This is a genomic window from Burkholderia sp. BCC0044 (assembly GCF_902832955.1).
Classification (GTDB): Bacteria; Pseudomonadota; Gammaproteobacteria; order Burkholderiales; family Burkholderiaceae; genus Burkholderia.
On the sequence record NZ_CADFDO010000007.1, the window covers coordinates 246,940 to 264,599 of the forward strand.

Annotated in this window: 12 protein-coding genes; 3 read left to right on the forward strand and 9 right to left on the reverse strand. The window is 67.7% G+C overall.

Annotated features, from left to right (window positions below):
- Positions 1 to 65 precede the first annotated feature (65 nt).
- Complete coding sequence (locus tag HWX14_RS32920) at positions 66 to 704, forward strand: LysE family translocator (RefSeq protein ID WP_175886330.1); 639 nt, start codon at positions 66 to 68, stop codon at positions 702 to 704.
- A 131-nt stretch (positions 705 to 835) separates the two neighbouring features.
- Here the strand turns inward: HWX14_RS32920 and HWX14_RS32925 are convergent, their stop codons facing one another.
- Positions 836 to 2,125: an MFS transporter gene (locus tag HWX14_RS32925; RefSeq protein ID WP_175886331.1), complete on the reverse strand. Its 1,290-nt coding sequence runs from the start codon at positions 2,123 to 2,125 to the stop codon at positions 836 to 838.
- Positions 2,126 to 2,222: 97 nt separating this feature from the next.
- On the opposite strand from HWX14_RS32925, the gene HWX14_RS32930 reads away from it, so the two are divergent.
- Positions 2,223 to 3,152 (forward strand): LysR family transcriptional regulator, encoded by a 930-nt coding sequence (locus tag HWX14_RS32930; RefSeq protein WP_175886332.1) that lies wholly within the window; start codon positions 2,223 to 2,225, stop codon positions 3,150 to 3,152.
- A 184-nt stretch (positions 3,153 to 3,336) separates the two neighbouring features.
- Here HWX14_RS32930 and HWX14_RS32935 read toward each other — a convergent pair whose 3' ends face one another.
- The 7 genes from HWX14_RS32935 to HWX14_RS32965 form a co-directional block, all read right to left on the reverse strand.
- A complete protein-coding gene (locus tag HWX14_RS32935; RefSeq protein ID WP_175886333.1) occupies positions 3,337 to 4,170 on the reverse strand; it encodes an OmpW family protein in 834 nt (277 codons plus the stop codon).
- Positions 4,171 to 4,189: 19 nt separating this feature from the next.
- Positions 4,190 to 5,431 (reverse strand): DUF2957 domain-containing protein, encoded by a 1,242-nt coding sequence (locus tag HWX14_RS32940; RefSeq protein WP_175886334.1) that lies wholly within the window; start codon positions 5,429 to 5,431, stop codon positions 4,190 to 4,192.
- A gap of 148 nt (positions 5,432 to 5,579) precedes the next feature.
- Positions 5,580 to 7,001 (reverse strand): DUF2957 domain-containing protein, encoded by a 1,422-nt coding sequence (locus HWX14_RS32945; protein ID WP_175886335.1) that lies wholly within the window; start codon positions 6,999 to 7,001, stop codon positions 5,580 to 5,582.
- Positions 7,002 to 7,436: 435 nt separating this feature from the next.
- Positions 7,437 to 8,387, reverse strand: coding sequence for an N-acetyl-gamma-glutamyl-phosphate reductase (argC, locus tag HWX14_RS32950; protein WP_175886336.1), 951 nt, complete (start codon positions 8,385 to 8,387; stop codon positions 7,437 to 7,439).
- A gap of 167 nt (positions 8,388 to 8,554) precedes the next feature.
- A complete protein-coding gene (locus HWX14_RS32955) occupies positions 8,555 to 9,127 on the reverse strand; it encodes a flavodoxin family protein (RefSeq protein ID WP_011546661.1) in 573 nt (190 codons plus the stop codon).
- 226 nt (positions 9,128 to 9,353) lie between these two features.
- Entirely contained in the window at positions 9,354 to 9,950 is a 597-nt protein-coding gene (locus tag HWX14_RS32960; RefSeq protein ID WP_175886337.1) for a YbhB/YbcL family Raf kinase inhibitor-like protein, read from the reverse strand.
- A gap of 239 nt (positions 9,951 to 10,189) precedes the next feature.
- Positions 10,190 to 10,876: an orotate phosphoribosyltransferase gene (locus HWX14_RS32965; protein WP_011546659.1), complete on the reverse strand. Its 687-nt coding sequence runs from the start codon at positions 10,874 to 10,876 to the stop codon at positions 10,190 to 10,192.
- 459 nt (positions 10,877 to 11,335) lie between these two features.
- On the opposite strand from HWX14_RS32965, the gene HWX14_RS32970 reads away from it, so the two are divergent.
- Positions 11,336 to 13,606 (forward strand): NADP-dependent malic enzyme, encoded by a 2,271-nt coding sequence (locus HWX14_RS32970; protein WP_175886338.1) that lies wholly within the window; start codon positions 11,336 to 11,338, stop codon positions 13,604 to 13,606.
- 157 nt (positions 13,607 to 13,763) lie between these two features.
- On the opposite strand, the gene HWX14_RS32975 is transcribed toward HWX14_RS32970, so the two are convergent.
- Complete coding sequence (locus HWX14_RS32975; RefSeq protein WP_175886339.1) at positions 13,764 to 17,354, reverse strand: indolepyruvate ferredoxin oxidoreductase family protein; 3,591 nt, start codon at positions 17,352 to 17,354, stop codon at positions 13,764 to 13,766.
- Positions 17,355 to 17,660 lie beyond the last annotated feature (306 nt).

Here is a 17,660-nt window from a genome sequence, read left to right on the forward strand (position 1 = left end):
AGAAGGGCGACCCGCACGGCATAATCGGCGGTTCGTTTTCCCTACATTTCCAGGCAGAGGCAGGCATGAACTTGCATACGTGGTGGCTTTTCGTGGCGACGGTGTTCGTCGTGTCGGCGATTCCGGGCCCGAACATGCTGCTCGTGATGACGCACGGCGCACGGCACGGGCTGCGGCGCTCGTCCGCGACGATGGCCGGCTGCCTGAGCGCGCTGGTGCTGATGCTCGCGGTTTCCGCGGCAGGGCTCGGCGCGGTGCTCGAAGCGTGGCCGGCGACGTTCAATGCGCTGCGCTTCGCGGGCGCGGCCTACCTGATCTATCTCGGCGTGAAGGCGTGGCGCGCCCGCGTGGACGACGCGCCGGCGGCCGACGTCGAGGCGGTGTCGTCGCAAGCGGCATCGGCCTCGCGCGTCGCGCTGTTCCGCAACGGCTTCCTGGTCGCGGGCAGCAACCCGAAGGCGATCCTGTTCGCGGCCGCGCTGCTGCCGCAGTTCATCAACGCGGCCGAGCCGACGCTGCCGCAGTTCGGCATCCTCGTCGTCACGTTCGCGGTGATCGAGGTGAGCTGGTATCTCGTCTACGCGGCGTTCGGCACGCGCATCGGCGCCACGCTGAAGAGTCAGAGCGTCGCGAAGCTGTTCAACCGGCTGACGGGCGGGCTGTTCGTCGGCTTCGGCGCGATGATGGCGCTGGTTCGTCACTGATTCCGACGCGACGCCGGCGCTCCGAACGCCCCGTCCCTCGCGAGAGGGCGGGGCGTTCGGCTTTTTGGCGCTGATTCATCGTCGCTTCACCGCCGCTTGCATCACGCGCGCTCATGCCCGCTCATGTTTGCTCACGCACCCGGCCGATCCCACGCCGCCGCGCCGGCCCCGCGTCCCCCCACCAGCCCGAACACGGCCGCCGCGCCGGCGAACGCGAACCCGACGCCGCATACCGCGCTCCATCCGCCCCACGCCCAGGCGCTGCCCGCGAGCGCCGCACCGAGCGCGCCGCCGACGAAGAACAGCCCGACGAACAGCCCGTTCAGGCGTCCGCGCGCGGCGGGGTTCAGCAGGTTGATCGCGCGGCGGCCGATCGTCTGGTCGACGATCACGCCCGCGTCGAGCAGCGCCGCGCCGCCGGCCAGCAGCGCGAGCGCGACGCCGCGATGCGCATGCGCATCGAAGCCGAACCAGCCGGCGCCGGCGACGCCGAGCACGACGAGCGCCGCGAGCATCGTGCCGTGCGCGAGCCGCTGTGCGGCCGGGCCGTGGCCGCGGTCGCCCGCGCGGCCGGCGAGCGGCGTGACGATCGCGCCGCTCGCGCCGGCGAACGCGAACAGCGCGATGCCGTGCAGGTCGAGCGCGAACGGCGGCTGCGCGAGCCGCAGCCCGACGGCGGTCCAGAACGCGCTGAACGCGGCCATCGCGAGCGCGGCCGACAGCGCATGCCGGCGCAGCACTGGCTCGTCGGCGAGCAGCCGCCCCATCGACGCGAGCAGCGCGCGGTAGCTGGCCGTGATCGACGGCGTGCGCGCCGGCAGGCGCAGCGCGAGCACCACGGCGATCGCCGCGTTCGCGAGCGCGGCGAGCAGATAGAACGCGCGCCAGCCGGCCGACCCGGCGATCAGGCTCGCGAGCGGCCGCGACAGCAGGATCCCGAGCATCAGCCCGCTCATCACGTTGCCGACCGCGCGGCCGCGCTGCGCTTCGGGCGCCATCGATGCGGCCATCGGTACCAGCATCTGGATCACGCTCGACGCGGCGCCGGCCAAGAGCGTCGCGAGCAGGAACACGGTGCCGGACTGCGTGAAGGCGGGCAGCGCGAGCGCGGCCGCGCAGACGGCGAGCGTCGCGACGATCAGGCGGCGGTTCTCGAGCAGGTCGACCAGCGGCACGAGCAACGCGAGCCCGGCCGCGTAGCCGAGCTGCGGCAGCATCGCGACCAGGCCGGCGAGGCCGGGCGGCAGGTGCAGGTCCGCGCTGATCGGCCCGGTCAACGGCTGCGCGGCGAACAGGTCCATCACGATCACGCCGACCGTCGCGGCGAAGAACAGCGTCATGCCGGTGCTCAGTGCGGGCGGCGCGGGCGCGGTGATGGTCGGGGAAACGGGGGCGGAGCAACGATTGGCAGGGCAGTTCATCGGAAATCTGGAGTGGCGATCGAAGGAACTCCCATCGTAGGTGTCCGATGTTTATGCGACAATTGAAATATGTCTAACATGATTATGCGAGTTTGTTTTGAATACGCGTGATCTCCAGGCGTTCGTCGCGGTCGTCGACAGCGGGTCGATGGTCGCCGCGGCCGCGAAGCTCCACCTGACGCAGCCGGGTCTGACGCGGCGCGTGCAGAACCTCGAAACGCTGCTCGGCGTGCCGCTGCTCGAACGGCAGAGCAAGCCGCTGAAGCCGACCGCGGCCGGGCGCGACGTCTACGCGCTCGCGCGCAACGTGCTCGGCGCGGTCGACGAACTGATGGCGGCGGGCGCGCCGGACAGCGAGCCGTCGGGCGAGTTGCGCATCGGCGTGCCGCCGTTCCTGTCCGAACTCGCGCTGGAGCGGCCGATCGACCGGCTGCGCGACGCGTTTCCGCGCCTCACGCTGCGGGTGACGGCCGGCTGGTCGCCGGCGCTGGTGCAGGGCATCGAGCGCGGCGCGCTCGACGTCGCGACCGTGATGGCGCCGGCGAGCGCGGCGCTGCCCGACACGCTCACGGCGACGCTGCTCGCCACGCAGCCGACGGTGCTCGTGGCCGCGCGCGATTTCCCGCTGCCGGACGGCCCGTTGTCGCTCGACACGCTGTCGGGTTTTCCGTGGGTGCTGAGCCAGGACGGCTGCGGGATGCGTTCGGCGCTGAGCCGCGCGCTCGGCGCGGCCGGGCTGCCGTTCGACGTCGCGGTCGAGGCATTCGGCTCGGAGTTGCAGTTGTCGCTCGTCGCGCGCGGCGCCGGCATCGGGATCGCGCCGCCGAACGCGCTGGCGCGCAGCGCGCATCGCGATGCGCTGAGGGTGGTGGAAACGGCGGGGCTGGAAACGCGGATCAACGTGTGGATCGTGCACGGCACGTTGCCGGGCCGGCTGATGCGGCCGGTCGCGCTGCTGCGCGACGCGCTGGGCGAGGTGCTCGACCGGGAGAACGGAAAGGGGTCAGGTGCCGCGACGGCGAACTAGAGGTTGCGTTCGAGGGAAAATCCTTATTTTCTCTACGGAAATGTTGCATTGCGGAAACCGATTCGATATGATTGCACCTGTCTCCTCCATGTCTCCTCTGATATGGATTCAGCCCGCCGGTTAGGCGGGCTTTTTTTTGCCTGCGATTTTGTCGCGGCCATCCATTCGCCGGCTGCCGCCGCGCTCAGAACTTGTACGTCATCCCGACGTAGCTGATGATCGGGTCCGCCTTCAGGTCCGATTTCGACTCGGCGAGCACCGAGCCGTCGGCCGCCTTGATCGTCACCGTCGACGTCGTCTTCAGCGGGATGTAGGTGACCGACGCGACCAGACCGAAGTGTTCCGTCAGGTTGTACTGCAGGCCCGCGTTGAACACCGGCTGCCACGACGACGACGCCTTCGCTTCCACCGACGTGGTCCCCGGCTTGCCCGCGCCCGCCGCGAGAATCGCGCCGAGGTTGTCCTGCGTCTGCTTGATGAAGTTCGTGTTGAGCTGCAGGTCGCTGAACCAGTTGTACGACACGCCGAGGCCGAGGAACGGCCGGAACTTCGCATTCGCCGCCCCGAAGTAGTACTGCAGGATCGCCGCCGGGCTCCACTGCCGCACGCTCTTCACGATCGGGTTGACCGAGGCCAGCCCGATGTTCTGCGTGCCGAGCGCGCCGGCAGGGCCCGGCGGCTTGATCGTGCCCTGGCCCGACACCTTGAATACCGGTGGCACGCCGGCCACCGACGTGACCGCGATGTGATCGGTCAGGAAGTGGCTGACCGTCAGGCCGACGGTGTCGGCGCCGCTCGTGTGCAGCCCGGTGCCCGCCGACGTGAACGACGGCGGCAGCCGCAGCGGCGTGTTGATCGGCGTCGGTGCGACGTTGGTCGTCATCGGCGTGCTGCTCTGCTGCGGCATGATGTGGAACCAGCCCAGCGTGACGACGTTGCTGCCGGCGCTCTGCGCGTGCGCCGCGAGCGGCGCCACGGCGGCGGCGCCGGCCGCCGCGCAGAGAAGGGTTTTTTTCATCACGGCTTTTCCCCTCCGCTTACTGGACGAATGCGCCGATCGTGAAATACGGCGTCGATCCCGCGTTGTCGAGGAAACCGAACACGCCACCCGAGAAGATGAACTTGCCGGTCGGCGACGTGCTGCTCGAACCCGTGTGGATCGTCGTGACCGTGCCCGGCACCTTCTGCGTGTAGTCGAGGTCGAGCACTCTCGTGAGCGACGCCTGCGACGGCTGGAACGGATCGAGCAGCGTGGCCTGCTTGTCGATCAGCGCAGTGGTCCGGTAATCGAACTGGCTGTCGACGCCGATGTATTCACCGTTCTGCGAGCCGGCCGCGATCGCCGTCTGCGGCGCGAGGATCGAGATGCTCGATTCGTCGTCGGCGGTCAGGCCCGGCACGCCGTTGCTGTCCGGCGTCGGGTTCGGGTTCGCGACCCCCGTGCGCACGAGGATCGGCACGAGCTGGTTGCGCAGCTTGCCGACGACCATGAAGCCCTTGCCCTGCGGCGTGGCCGACAGCGTCGGCTTCAACTGGCTCGCGTAGTTGTTCGACTGGAACGCGCCGCTGCCGTCGGCCGACTGCACGAAATTCGTGCCCTGCTGCGTGCACGCGCCGCCGGCGAACTGGCCGGTCGTGTCGCACTTGGTCCACGTGCCGTCCGCGTTGATCGTCACCTTCGCGTCGATCGACGCCGGCCCGAATTTCTGCGACGGCACTTCGCCGAAGCCGATGTGGCTGTACGTGCCCGCGACCTTCGTGATGTCGGTTTCGATCGACGAGAAGCCGATGAACGGGTAGTACGGGAATTTCGTATCGGGCACCGCGGCCTGGCCGAGCACGCCGTCGAACTGGATCTCCTTGCCGGGAATCGTGCCGCCCGCGACGCCGAAGCCGACGAAGATGCGCGCCGGACGCGACGCATCGAGGCTCGCGCCGTTCAGGCGGAATGCGCACTGGTTCAGCTTGTTGGTCGGCAGCAGCGTTTCCTGCGTGAGCGTGCCGCTGTCGACGGTGCCCGCGCGGGTCGGCGTGACGGTGCCGGTCTTTTGCGGCACCGCCGATTCGACGTAGGTGACCTGCCAGGTCATCTTGGTCGTGTCGAGCTGGACCTTCGCGAGTTCGCCGCTGCCCGCACCGCCCGTAAACACGGTGTTGTAGTCGAGCGTGGCGGGGCAAAGCCGGTCTTCGACGAGCGGGGGCGGGTTGTCGCTGCCGCCGCCGCATGCGGAAAGAAGGGGGGCGGCAAGGGCCGCCGCCAGAATGAGGTTGCGCTTCATGTTGCTCCTCCAGATTTGTCTTTGTGCGGCGGCCAGCTCCCTGTCGGCCGCTTCTGTTGGTTGTGCTCGTGCTGCTTGCGCCGTGCCGAGCGCCGTCATGCGTTTCCTGCGTCACGCGGCGGCAGGGCGGCCGCCGCGTCCTCGATCGCTACTTGCTGATTTGCGCGCCCACGCCGAAGTACGGGGTCGACGACGTCGTCGAATTCGCCGACGTCGACGTGACGCCGCCGTTCACCGTGCCCTGGATCAACGCCGCGTACAGCCCGCCCGTCGCGATCACCACGCCCGACGCGGACGGGTAGCTCGCGCCGCTCGGCGGGGCGGTCTTCGCGTTCAGCAGGCCCGGCGTCGTCTGGCCGTAGTCGAGCGTGAAGCCGTCTTCCTCGGCCTGCGTGGACGGGTTGATGAACGACGCGTTGCCGCCGCGGATCAGCGCGGCCGTGTACTTGAAGTTCGAGTCCGCGCCCGCGTAGCCGCCGTCGATCGTGCCCGACGTGATCGCCGTCGCCGCGCCGAGCACCGCGATGCCCGATTCGTCGTCGACCTGCGCGTCGAGGTGCAGCGGCGGCGTGCCGAGGTTGACGTTGCCCGTGCGCACGATCACCGGCACCGTCGCGCCGTTGAGCTGGCCGATCACCATGTGCGCGGTCGCCGACTTGCCGGTCGCGCCGACGATCGGCAGTTGCGTCTGCGGCAGCGTCTGCGGCGCCTTCGTGCTGTCGAAGTAGCCGCCGTTCGCGCTCGTCTTCCACGGATCGCCGGTGGTCTGGCAGCCGCCCGCGCCGCTCGACGTGCACGCGCCGTTCGCGTCGAACGTCTCGCTCGAGTTCGTGCCCTTCGTCGCGTAGTTGCCCGACGGCACGAGGTGGTAGAGCAGCGCGTTGTACGTGCCCGGCAGCTTCGACAGGTCGGTCGTCGTGTTCGCGAAGCCGAGGAACGGATAGAAGTCGAAGTGACGGTTCGGCACCTGGCCGACGTTCTGCACGACGCCCGGGATGATCGTCAGCCCGTCGTACTGGATCGTCGCGCCGGGAATGCCGCCGCCCGCCACGCCCATGCCGACCAGCAGCATCGGCGGGTTCGCCTGGTTGAAGTCGGCGGCCGTCGAATAGGTCGAGCCGTCCGGCGCGGGGCCGGTGCCCGGCGTGAGGACGAACGCGCAGCGCGTCTGCTCGGCGGTCGGCAGCGTGCCGGTCGGCGGATGGATGACCTTGCCGGTGATGGTCGTGCCGACGCGGCTCGGCGTGACGGTGCCCGTCTTCAGCGGAATCGGCGATTCGAGCCACTTGAGCGTGTACGTCATCGCCACTGCGTCGATGTTGACGCTGACGATCTCGCCGCTACCCGCGCCGCCGAGATACGTGCTCTTCACGATATCCGCGTTGGCCGGGCACAGTGCGCCGTTGATGGGCTGCGAAGGCGGCTGCCCTTGCGTGCCGCAACTCGAGCCGGAACATTGGGGCGCGTTGATCGGCGCGAGCGCGCCGCCGGAGTCCCCCCCACCACATGCAACCAGGAAAGGGGCAATGGCAAAGGCCGTTGCCACCCCCTTCGATAAGGCGTGCGACATGCCGCTGTCTCCAATCGTTTAATTGTGCGAGCTAATGTCGCTGCCTGGGTTTTTGCTGTCAATTGATGAACCCGTCTAAAAAAGGCGATTGAAACGGGATCCGCGATTTGAATCCTTGCCCGATAAGGCAATGAGTAAGAATTTAAACGCGAGACAGGCTGCCGAAAGCTGCCGGAGTGGGGGATGCGTGACGCCCGGCACGTTCTCGCAGCGCCTTCCTGCGTATAACGGCAGCGTTTAAATCGACGGGTATCCGGTTTATCCCTATTCGGGATTGACTGGATAAGGAAGGGGGTGGATTAATTCGCCTGTAATCTCGCAATGGAAAGCTTGTAAATATTTGTAAATGCGCGAGCCGGCGTTTTTCTATATTGCCTGATACGGATAAATAAAAAGCCGGCCAATGGCCGGCTTTGCATGGCGTGCGATGTTGAATCAGCGTTTGAGGCCCGCGTCCTCGGCCGCGCCGATGTTGAGGTTCATGCACTGGATCGCGGCGCCCGACGCGCCCTTGCCGAGGTTGTCGAGGCGCGCGACCGTGACGAAGCGCTCCGCGTTGCCGAACACGAACAGGTCGACGCGGTTCGTGTCGTTGTTCGCCTGCACGTCGAAGAAGCCGCCGTCGAGGTTCGCTTCCGCGTCGAACGGTGCGACGCGCACGAACGCTTCGTCCGCGTAGTACTCGGCGAACACGCGCTGCACGTCCTGCGGCGTCGCCCGCTTCGCGAGCTGCTCGGGCGTGAAGTAGGTCGTCACCGCGAGGCCCTTCAGGAACGGGCCGACGATCGGCGTGAAGATCGGTGCGTGCGCGAGGCCCGTGTGCGCGGCCATTTCCGGCAGGTGCTTGTGCGCGAGGCCGAGCGCGTACGGGCGCGGGCTCGCGAGCTTGCCGCCCGGCGCCGCGCTTTCGTACTCGGCGATCATCGACTTGCCGCCGCCGCTGTAGCCGGTGATCGAGTAGCTGTGCGCGGCGAACGTCGGCGCGACGATGCCCGCGTCGACGAGCGGACGCATCGCGAGCACGAACGCCGATGCGTGGCAGCCGGGCACCGCGATGCGCTTCGACGTACGAATCTTCTCGCGCTGCGCGCGGGTCAGCTCGGGCAGGCCGTAGGCCCAGTCGGCGCTGGTGCGGAACGCGGTGCTCGCGTCGATCAGCGTGGTGTTCGGGTTCTCGACGAGCGAGGCGGATTCGCGCGACGCGACGTCCGGCAGGCACAGGAACGTGACGTCCGACGCGTTGATCAGGCGGCGGCGCTCGTCGACGTCCTTGCGCTTCGCTTCATCGATGCGCAGGATCTCGATGTCGCTGCGCGCCGACAGGTATTCGAAGATCTTGAGGCCGGTGGTGCCTTCCTGGCCGTCGACAAAAACTTTGGTGCTCATTTCGCTCTCACTGAATGAAACGGGAGCCGCGGCGCCCTGAAACCGCCATTTTAAGACGTCATCCGGCGGCACTGCACCGCGCGGGGCGAAAAAAGACGGCCCGCGGGCCGTCCTTGTGCCCCTTCGACGCCCGCCGGTACGCGCGCGGGCCGCGGGAGAGGGCGTGCTCAGCGGGCGCCGGCGTCCCAGCGGGCGGTCGCTTCGGCCACGCGCCGGCCGAATGCCTTGCCGGTTTCGAGGTCGCCCGGCAGCGGCCCTTCGTCGGGCGTCGCATCGGCCGGCGACTGCGCGAGCAGGCCCGTCGAGCCGCCGAGGTAGTTGATGTCGTTGCGCGTGGCCGCCTTCGAGTTCGCCGGCATCAGGCTCGTGCCGACCCACACCATCCCATGCTGCATCGCCAGCGTGACGAAATATTGAATCGTCGAGAACTTGTCGCCGTTCATCGTCGCCGAGTTCGTGAAGCCCGCGGCGATCTTGTCCTTCCACTTCTGCGTGAACCACGCTTTCGACGTGGCATCGGCGAATTGCTTGAACTGCGCCGACGGGCCGCCCATGTAGGTCGGCGCGCCGAAGACGATCGCGTCGGCTGCGTCGAGCGCGGCCCAGCCTGCGTCGTCGAGGTCGCCGACGGCGATCAGGCGCACGTTCGCGCCGGCATCCTGCGCGCCGGCATGCACGGCCTCGGCCAGTTTCTGCGTGTGACCGTAGCCGCTGTGATAGACGATGACGATGTTCGACATGAAGCGTTCTCCGGAAAGGGACGGGAACGGCGGGCCGCCGCGGCTCGCCGCGTCATGCGTCGCCGGCAGGCGGCGCGACGGTCGGGCGGCAGCTCATGAGCTCATGCCGCGACCGGTGCCGACGAGTCTAGCAAGCCGAAATGACGACACGACGTGCGCGCGCGGCGCACTGAAATGCGCGGCGGCCGGCAATCGCGGCGCTGCCGCCGGGCGGGACGCGGCGCGGCTACTGCCCGTAATTGACCGTGAGTTGCGCGCTGCCGATCGCGAGCGTGCCGATCTCGTGCTCGAACATCGGCGCGGGGCGGCCCTGCGAGACGCGCAGGTCGGTGCCTTTCAGCGCGTAGACGGTGATCACGTAGCGATGCGGCTTGCCGGGCGGCGGGCACGGGCCGCCGTAGCCGTCGGTCCCGAAATCGTTGCGCGCCTCGCTCGCGCCGATGCGGCGCAGGAAGCCGGATGCGCTCGCGTCGGCCGGCAGGCTCGTGACGGTCGCCGGGATGCCCGCGACGGCCCAGTGCCACCAGCCATGCCCGGGCGCATCGGGATCGAAGATCGTGACCGCGTAGCCGCGCGTGCCGGGCGGCGGGTTGTGCCACGTGAGTTGCGGCGAGCGGTTTCCGCCTTTGCAGTCGCCGCGGTCGAACACGTTCGCGGCCCGCACGCGCGCGCCGGGCGTCAGGTCGTCGCTCGTCACGGTGAACGGGCCTTCCGCATGGGCGGGCAGCGCTGCGAAGACGGCGGCGCACAGGAGGGCGGGGAGGAGGAACGGAGACGGGCGACCCGATGGCGCAGGCGGAGTGATCCGGCGATCCACACGCATATGGCGCTTCTCCCGTCACGTGGGCCGGGCCGAGCTGCCCGGCGTTGTTGGCGTTGTGTGTTGCCCGCGCCGCCGATGGCGACGATGGATCAAGTCTAGCATTAGGGTTCGATGAGCGACGCACGCCGGCGCCCGCGATTGCGATCGGTCGGCGCGCCGGTCGACGGACGAAAAAAAGCCGCCTGCGATGAAGCAGGCGGCTCTTCAGCCAGCGTGCCGGCGCGTGCGCCGGCGTGGCGTCATTCCTTCGGGGCCGTCGCGCCGCCGTGCGCGGCCGACCATTCGGCCGGTGCGTGCAGGAATTTCTCGACTTCGTCGAGCGTCTTCGTCTCGAAGTAGCCCGAGGCCTTCGCGACGCGCAGCACGTCCCACCACGTGGCGAGCGCATGCAGGTCGACGTCGATGTCCTTCAGGACCGACACGCTTTCCTTGAAGATGTCGTAGTGGAACAGCACGAAGCAGTGGTTCACCGTCGCGCCCGCGGTGCGCAGCGCGTTGACGAAGTTGATCTTGCTGCGGCTGTCGGTCGTCAGGTCTTCCACCAGCAGCACGCGCGAGCCTTCTTCCAGATGGCCTTCGATCTGCGCGTTGCGGCCGAAACCCTTCGGCTTCTTGCGCACGTACTGCATCGGCACCATCATGCGGTCCGCGATCCATGCCGCGAACGGAATGCCGGCCGTCTCGCCGCCCGCCACCGCGTCGATCTGCTCGAAGCCGATGTCGCGCGTGATCGTGGTTTCCGCCATTTCCATCAGCGCACGGCGCACGCGCGGATACGAGATCAGCTTGCGGCAGTCGATATAGACGGGGCTTGCCCAGCCGGACGTGAAGATGAACGGTTTTTCGGCATTGAAGTGCACCGCCTGCACTTCGAGCAGGATTTTGGCGGTCGTATCCGAGATCGACTGACGATCGTAGCCTGTCATGGGCATTCCTTGGGTGATGAGCGAAGAGCGGGCGCGGGCCCGGTGGCGCAGCAAGGGGAACCTGCCCGAAGGGCCGGGGCGCGATCGGCGGACCAATCGCATCGCTGCGCGCGTAGCCCGCTATTTTACCCGATCCAGGCCGGTTTTCGGCGGAATTCGCGCGTGCCGCCGCACCGCGCACCACCGGCGAAACAAACGGGGCGCGACCCGTCCGATCCTGATGCCGGGGATGCGGCGGTGCACCAACGGAGGTCATTTAGGGGGTGTACACTAGGCGACCCTAAGAAATCGTTCAGTACTTTGTACTTTCCTCTTGCCACCCGCCAAGGTTCGCTGGCGTGCCCATCCGGCGCGTCGCGGGCCGTCTCGCAGTCGACCATCCCCTCGATTCAAGCAGACGCGGCCGAAGGTGCTGTGTACTGAGTCGTCAATATTTCGCATGTCTCTCGCAGGTCAATCATGGACGAACAACTGAAGCAGGCCGCTCTCGCTTATCACCTGAACCCGAAACCCGGCAAGATTTCGGTCACCCCGACCAAGCCGCTGTCGAACCAGCTCGATCTGTCGCTCGCGTATTCGCCGGGCGTCGCCGCCGCGTGCGAGGCGATCCACGCCGATCCGCTCGACGCGCAGAAGTACACGTCGCGCGGCAACCTCGTCGGCGTCATCACGAACGGCACGGCCGTGCTCGGTCTCGGCAACATCGGCCCGCTCGCCGCGAAGCCGGTGATGGAAGGCAAGGGCTGCCTCTTCAAGAAATTCGCGGGCATCGACGTGTTCGACATCGAACTGTCGGAGTCCGACCCTGACAAGCTCGTCGAGGCGATCGCGATGCTCGAGCCGACGCTCGGCGGCATCAACCTCGAGGACATCAAGGCGCCGGAATGCTTCTACATCGAGCAGAAGCTGCGCGAGCGCATGAAGATCCCGGTCTTCCACGACGACCAGCACGGCACCGCGATCATCGCGTCGGCCGCGATCCTGAACGGCCTGAAGGTCGTCGGCAAGCAGCTGTCGGAAGTGAAGCTCGTGTGTTCGGGCGCGGGCGCCGCAGCGATCGCGTGTCTGGACCTGCTGGTGAACCTCGGCCTGACGAAGTCGAACATCCTCGTCACCGATTCGAAGGGCGTGATCTACGAAGGGCGCGGCAACCTCGATCCGTCGAAGCAGCGCTATGCGGCGAACACCGACGCGCGCACGCTCGCCGACGCGATCGTCGGCGCGGACGTGTTCCTCGGCTGCTCGAGCGCGGGCGTGCTGAAGCAGGACATGGTCAAGACGATGGGCGAGCGCCCGCTGATCCTGGCGCTCGCGAACCCGGAACCGGAAATCCGCCCGGAAGACGCGAAGGCCGTGCGCCCGGACGCGATCGTCGCGACCGGCCGTTCGGACTACCCGAACCAGGTCAACAACGTGCTGTGCTTTCCGTTCATCTTCCGCGGCGCGCTCGACGTCGGCGCGACGACGATCACGGAAGAAATGAAGCTCGCGTGCGTGCGCGCGATCGCCGAGCTGGCCCAGGAAACCGACCAGAGCGAGGAAGTCGCGAAGGCGTATGAAGGCCATTCGCTCGAATTCGGGCCGGACTACCTGATTCCGAAGCCGTTCGACCCGCGCCTGATCATCAAGATCGCGCCGGCCGTCGCTCAAGCCGCGATGGATTCGGGCGTCGCCACGCGCCCGATCCAGGACATGGACGCGTACCGCGAGCAGCTCGGCGCGACCGTCTACCGCACCGGCATGGTGATGCGCCCGGTGTTCGCGACCGCGAAGCAGAAGGAAGCCCGCATCGTGTTCGCCGAGGGCGAGGACGAGCGCGTGCTGCGCGCCGCGCAGTTCGTGCTGCTGGAAAAGATCGCGAAGCCGATCATCATCGGCCGTCCGTCGGTCGTCGACATGCGCCTCGCGAAGATCGGCTCGAAGCTGAAGGCCGGCACCGATTTCGAGATCGTCGATCCGGAAGATGACGCGCGCTACCACCGCTACTGGCAGGCGTATCAGGAGATCGGCGCGCGCGACGGCGTCACGCCGGAAGTCGCGAAGGCCGCGATGCGCAAGTTCAACACGCTGATCGGCGCGATGCTCGTGCACCTGGGCGACGCGGACGGGATGATCTGCGGGATGATCGACACGTTCCACAGCCACCTGAAGTTCATCGAGCAGGTGCTGGGCCGCGCGAAGGGCGCCGAGCACTTCGCCGCGATGAACCTGCTGATGCTGCCGGGCCGCAACCTGTTCGTGTGCGACACGTACGTGAACGAGCTGCCGAGCGCCGAACAGCTCGCCGACATGACGATCCAGGCCGCGGCCGAGATCGAACGCTTCGGCATCACGCCGAAGGCCGCGCTGCTGTCGAACTCGAACTTCGGCAGCGCGCCGTCGGCGTCGTCGCGCCGGATGGCCGAGGCCCGCAAGCTGATCGTCGAACGTGCGCCGAACCTCGAAGTCGACGGCGAAATGCACGGCGACGCGGCGCTGTCGGAACTGATCCGCAAGCAGGCGTTCCCGGGCACGACGCTGTCGGGCGAAGCGAACCTGCTGATCATGCCGAACGTCGAAGCGGCGAACATCGCGTACAACCTGCTGAAGATGGTCGGCGGCGAAGGCGTGACGGTCGGCCCGTTCCTGCTCGGCGCGGCCAAGCCGGTCCACATCCTGACGCCGGCCGCGACCGTGCGCCGGATCATCAACATGACGGCCGTTGCCGCCGCGAACGTGAACACGAAGTAAGTCCACGCCCGCGTGTGCCGCGCGTCACGCGCGGCGCAATGAAAAACGCCACGGAACCTGCGTTCCGTGGCGTTTTTTTTGCGTGAACCGTAAGGGGCGGCGGCGCGTCCGGAGCAGAATCGTCCGGACCGCGACCACCCGCCGCGCGCGCCGTTGCTTACGCGACCTGCTGCTGCGACTGCCCGCCTGCCGGCGAACGCCACTTCGCGAGCAGCGTGTCCCACTTCTGCCGTACCGCGCGCAGGTTGTTCTCCTTCACGTGGCCGTAGCCGCGAATGCCGTCCGGCAGCACCGCGAGCTCGAGCGCGAGCGGGCGGTTGGCCGCGTTCAGCTTGGCCAGCAGCTCGCCGATCAGCGCTTCGTACTCGCCGATCAGCGCGCGCTCGGTGCGGCGCTCCGCAGTGCGGCCGAACGGATCGAGCCCCGTGCCGCGCAGGAACTTCGCCTTCGCGAGCAGCCGGAACGCCGACATCATCCACGGGCCATACGCCTTCTTCACGAGATGGCCGTGGGCGTCGGTCTTCGCGAACAGCGGCGGCGCGAGGTGGAATTTCAGCTTCCAGTCGCCTTCGAACTGCGCGGTGAGGCGCGCGAGGAACGCGGGATCGGACTGCAGCCGCGCGACCTCGTATTCGTCCTTGTACGCCATCAGCTTGAACAGGTTGCGCGCGACCGCTTCGGTCAGCGGCTCCTGCGCGGTGTCGCCGTCCGCCAGCGCGCGTTCGGCGGCGCGCACTTTGTCGACGAATGCCGCATAGCGCGACGCGTACGCGGCGTTTTGGTACGCGGTCAGGAATTCCACGCGCTTCGCGATCAGCGCGTCGACCGCCTTCTTCGTGTGCAGCGAGATCACCGTCGCGCCTTGCGCGGGGCGGGCGTCGCCGGCCGCGGCTTGCTTCACGCTGGCCAGGTCGTACGCGGCGCGGCGGCCCCAGTCGAACGCCGCGCGGTTCTTGTCGACCGACACCGCGTTCAGCTCGATCGCGCGTTCGAGCGACGCGAGCGTCAGCGGCAGCCAGCCCTTCTGCCACGCGTAGCCGAGCACGAACGGGTTCGTGTAGATCGCGTCGCCGAGCAGCGCGACCGCGAAGCGGTTCGCGTCGATGAAGTCGACCGCAACGCCTGCCGCCGCACGGATGTCGTTCTCGGCGGACACGCCGGGGAACGCCCAGTTCGGGTTCTTGATGAACTCGGCGGTCGGCGTCTGCGCGCTGTTGACGACCACGCGCGTCGTGTCGTGACGCATCCGCGACGTGCATTCGTCGCCGGCCGTGACGATCGCGTCGCAGCCGATCACGAGATCGGCTTCGCCCATCGCGATCCGCGTGGCATGGATGTCGGTCGGCGCGTGCGAGATCTGCACGTGGCTCATCACCGCGCCACCTTTCTGCGCGAGGCCGGTGACATCGAGCACGGTCACGCCCTTGTTCTCGAGGTGCGCGGCCATCCCGAGCAGCGCGCCGATCGTGACGACGCCCGTACCGCCCACGCCGGTGACGAGCACGCCGTACGCGCGGTCGATGTCCGGCAGCGTCGGTTCGGGAATCGGCGGCAGCGCACCGCCGTCGACCGCCACCGCCTTCGGCTTCTTCAACTGGCCGCCCTCGACCGTGACGAAGCTCGGGCAGAAGCCCTTCACGCACGAAAAGTCCTTGTTGCAGCTCGACTGATTGATCTGGCGCTTCGTGCCGAATTCGGTTTCGAGCGGCTCGACCGACAGGCAGTTCGACTGCACCGAGCAGTCGCCGCAGCCTTCGCACACCGCGTCGTTGATCACGACGCGCTTGGCCGGATCCGGATACGTGCCGCGCTTGCGGCGGCGGCGCTTCTCGGTCGCGCAGGTCTGGTCGTAGATCAGGATCGTCGTGCCTTCGATCTCGCGCAGCTCGCGCTGCACGTCGTCGAGCTGATCGCGATGATGGATCGTCACGCCCGGCGCGAGCAGCGCCTTCTGGCTGTCGTACTTCTCCGGCTCGTCGGTGACGATCACGATCTTCTTCGCGCCTTCGGACGCGAGCTGGTGCGTGATCTGCGGCACCGTCAGCACGCCGTCGACCGGCTGGCCGCCGGTCATCGCGACCGCGTCGTTGTAGAGGATCTTGTAGGTGATGTTCGCCTTCGACGAAATCGCCGCGCGCACCGCCAGCAGGCCCGAGTGGAAATAGGTGCCATCGCCGAGGTTCGCGAACACGTGCTTTTCTTCGGTGAACGGCGCCTGGCCGATCCACGGCACGCCTTCGCCGCCCATCTGGCTGAACGTGCTCGTGCTGCGATCCATCCACACGGTCATGTAGTGGCAACCGATGCCGGCGATCGCACGCGAGCCTTCCGGCACGTTGGTCGACGTGTTGTGCGGGCAGCCCGAGCAGAACCACGGCTTGCGCTCGGTCTGCACGTGCGGCTTCGCGAGCGCCATTTCCTTCGCGTTGATCACCGCGAGCCGTGCGGCGATGCGCGCGCGCACGTCGGACGGCAATTCGAACTTGTCGAGCCGCGTCGCGATCGCCTTCGCGATGATCGCGGGCGACAGCTCGTAGTGCGCGGGCAGCAGCCAGTTGCCCATCGGCACCGACCATTCGCCGCCGGCGCCGTCCTTCTCGTCGAACTTGCCGAACACGCGCGGGCGTTGCCCGTCGGGCCAGTTGTACAGCTCTTCCTTGATCGCGTATTCGAGGATCTGGCGCTTTTCCTCGACCACCAGGATTTCGTCGAGGCCGCGCGCGAACGCCTGCGCGCCCTGCGCTTCGAGCGGCCACACGCAGCCGACCTTGTAGAGCCGGATGCCGATCCGCGCGCAGGTTTCGTCGTCGAGGCCGAGGTCGATCAGCGCCTGGCGCACGTCGAGGTACGCCTTGCCGCCGGTCATGATCCCGAAGCGCGCATGCGGCGAATCGATCTCGATCCGGTCGAGCTTGTTCGCACGCACATAGGCGAGCGCCGCGTACCACTTGTAGTCGAGCAGCCGCGCTTCCTGCACGAGCGGCGGGTCGGGCCAGCGGATGTTCAGCCCGCCTTCCGGCAGGATGAAATCGGTCGGCAGCACGATCTCGGTACGATGCGGGTCGATGTCGACCGAGGCCGACGATTCGACCACGTCCGTCACGCACTTGAGCGCGACCCACAGGCCCGAGTAGCGGCTCATCGCCCAGCCGTGCAGGCCGAAATCGAGATATTCCTGCACGTTCGACGGGAACAGCACCGGCAGCCCGCAGGCCTTGAAGATGTGTTCGGACTGGTGCGCGAGCGTCGACGATTTCGCCGCGTGGTCGTCGCCGGCGAGCACCAGCACGCCGCCGTGCTGCGACGAGCCGGCCGAGTTCGCGTGCTTGAAGACGTCGCCGGTGCGGTCGACGCCCGGGCCCTTGCCGTACCACATGCCGAACACGCCGTCGTGTTTCGCGCCGGGGTACAGGTTCACTTGCTGGGAGCCCCACACGGCGGTGGCGGCGAGATCTTCGTTGAGGCCGGGCTGGAAGACGATCTGGTGGGCGGCCAGGTGCTGCTTGGCTTTCCACAGCGACAGATCGAGGCCGCCGAGCGGCGAGCCGCGGTAGCCGGAGATGAAGCCGGCCGTATTGAGACCGGCGGCGCGGTCGCGTTCCTGCTGGAGCATCGGCAGGCGCACGAGCGCCTGGATGCCGCTCATGTACGCGCGGCCGCGTTCGAGCGTGTATTTGTCGTCAAGCGTGACGGACTTCAGCGCGGCTTCTAGCGACGCGCGTTGGTCTGCGTCTAGCGGGGCATTCATTAACTGTCTCCTCCACCCGGTCTGGGATCACCAAAACTTCGGTTGCGTCGGCATCTTTTGGACGCGTCTGCAGTGGCCGGCATGTTCGCCGGTTTTAAGCGATGGTAGCACTGGGGCAAACCCGCCGCCCATCGGTCGCAACGCGGGGGAGGCGGGCGGCCGCGCATTGAGAAACAGGGCGAGATGATGCGTTACATCATGTAAAAGCATGTAAAGCCGCGTTGATCTGCCGGCAAATGCCGTTAATCTTGTCGGCCTGCCGGAGGTGCCCGGCCGCGTGGGTTCGTTCCGACGCAGTCGGGGAGG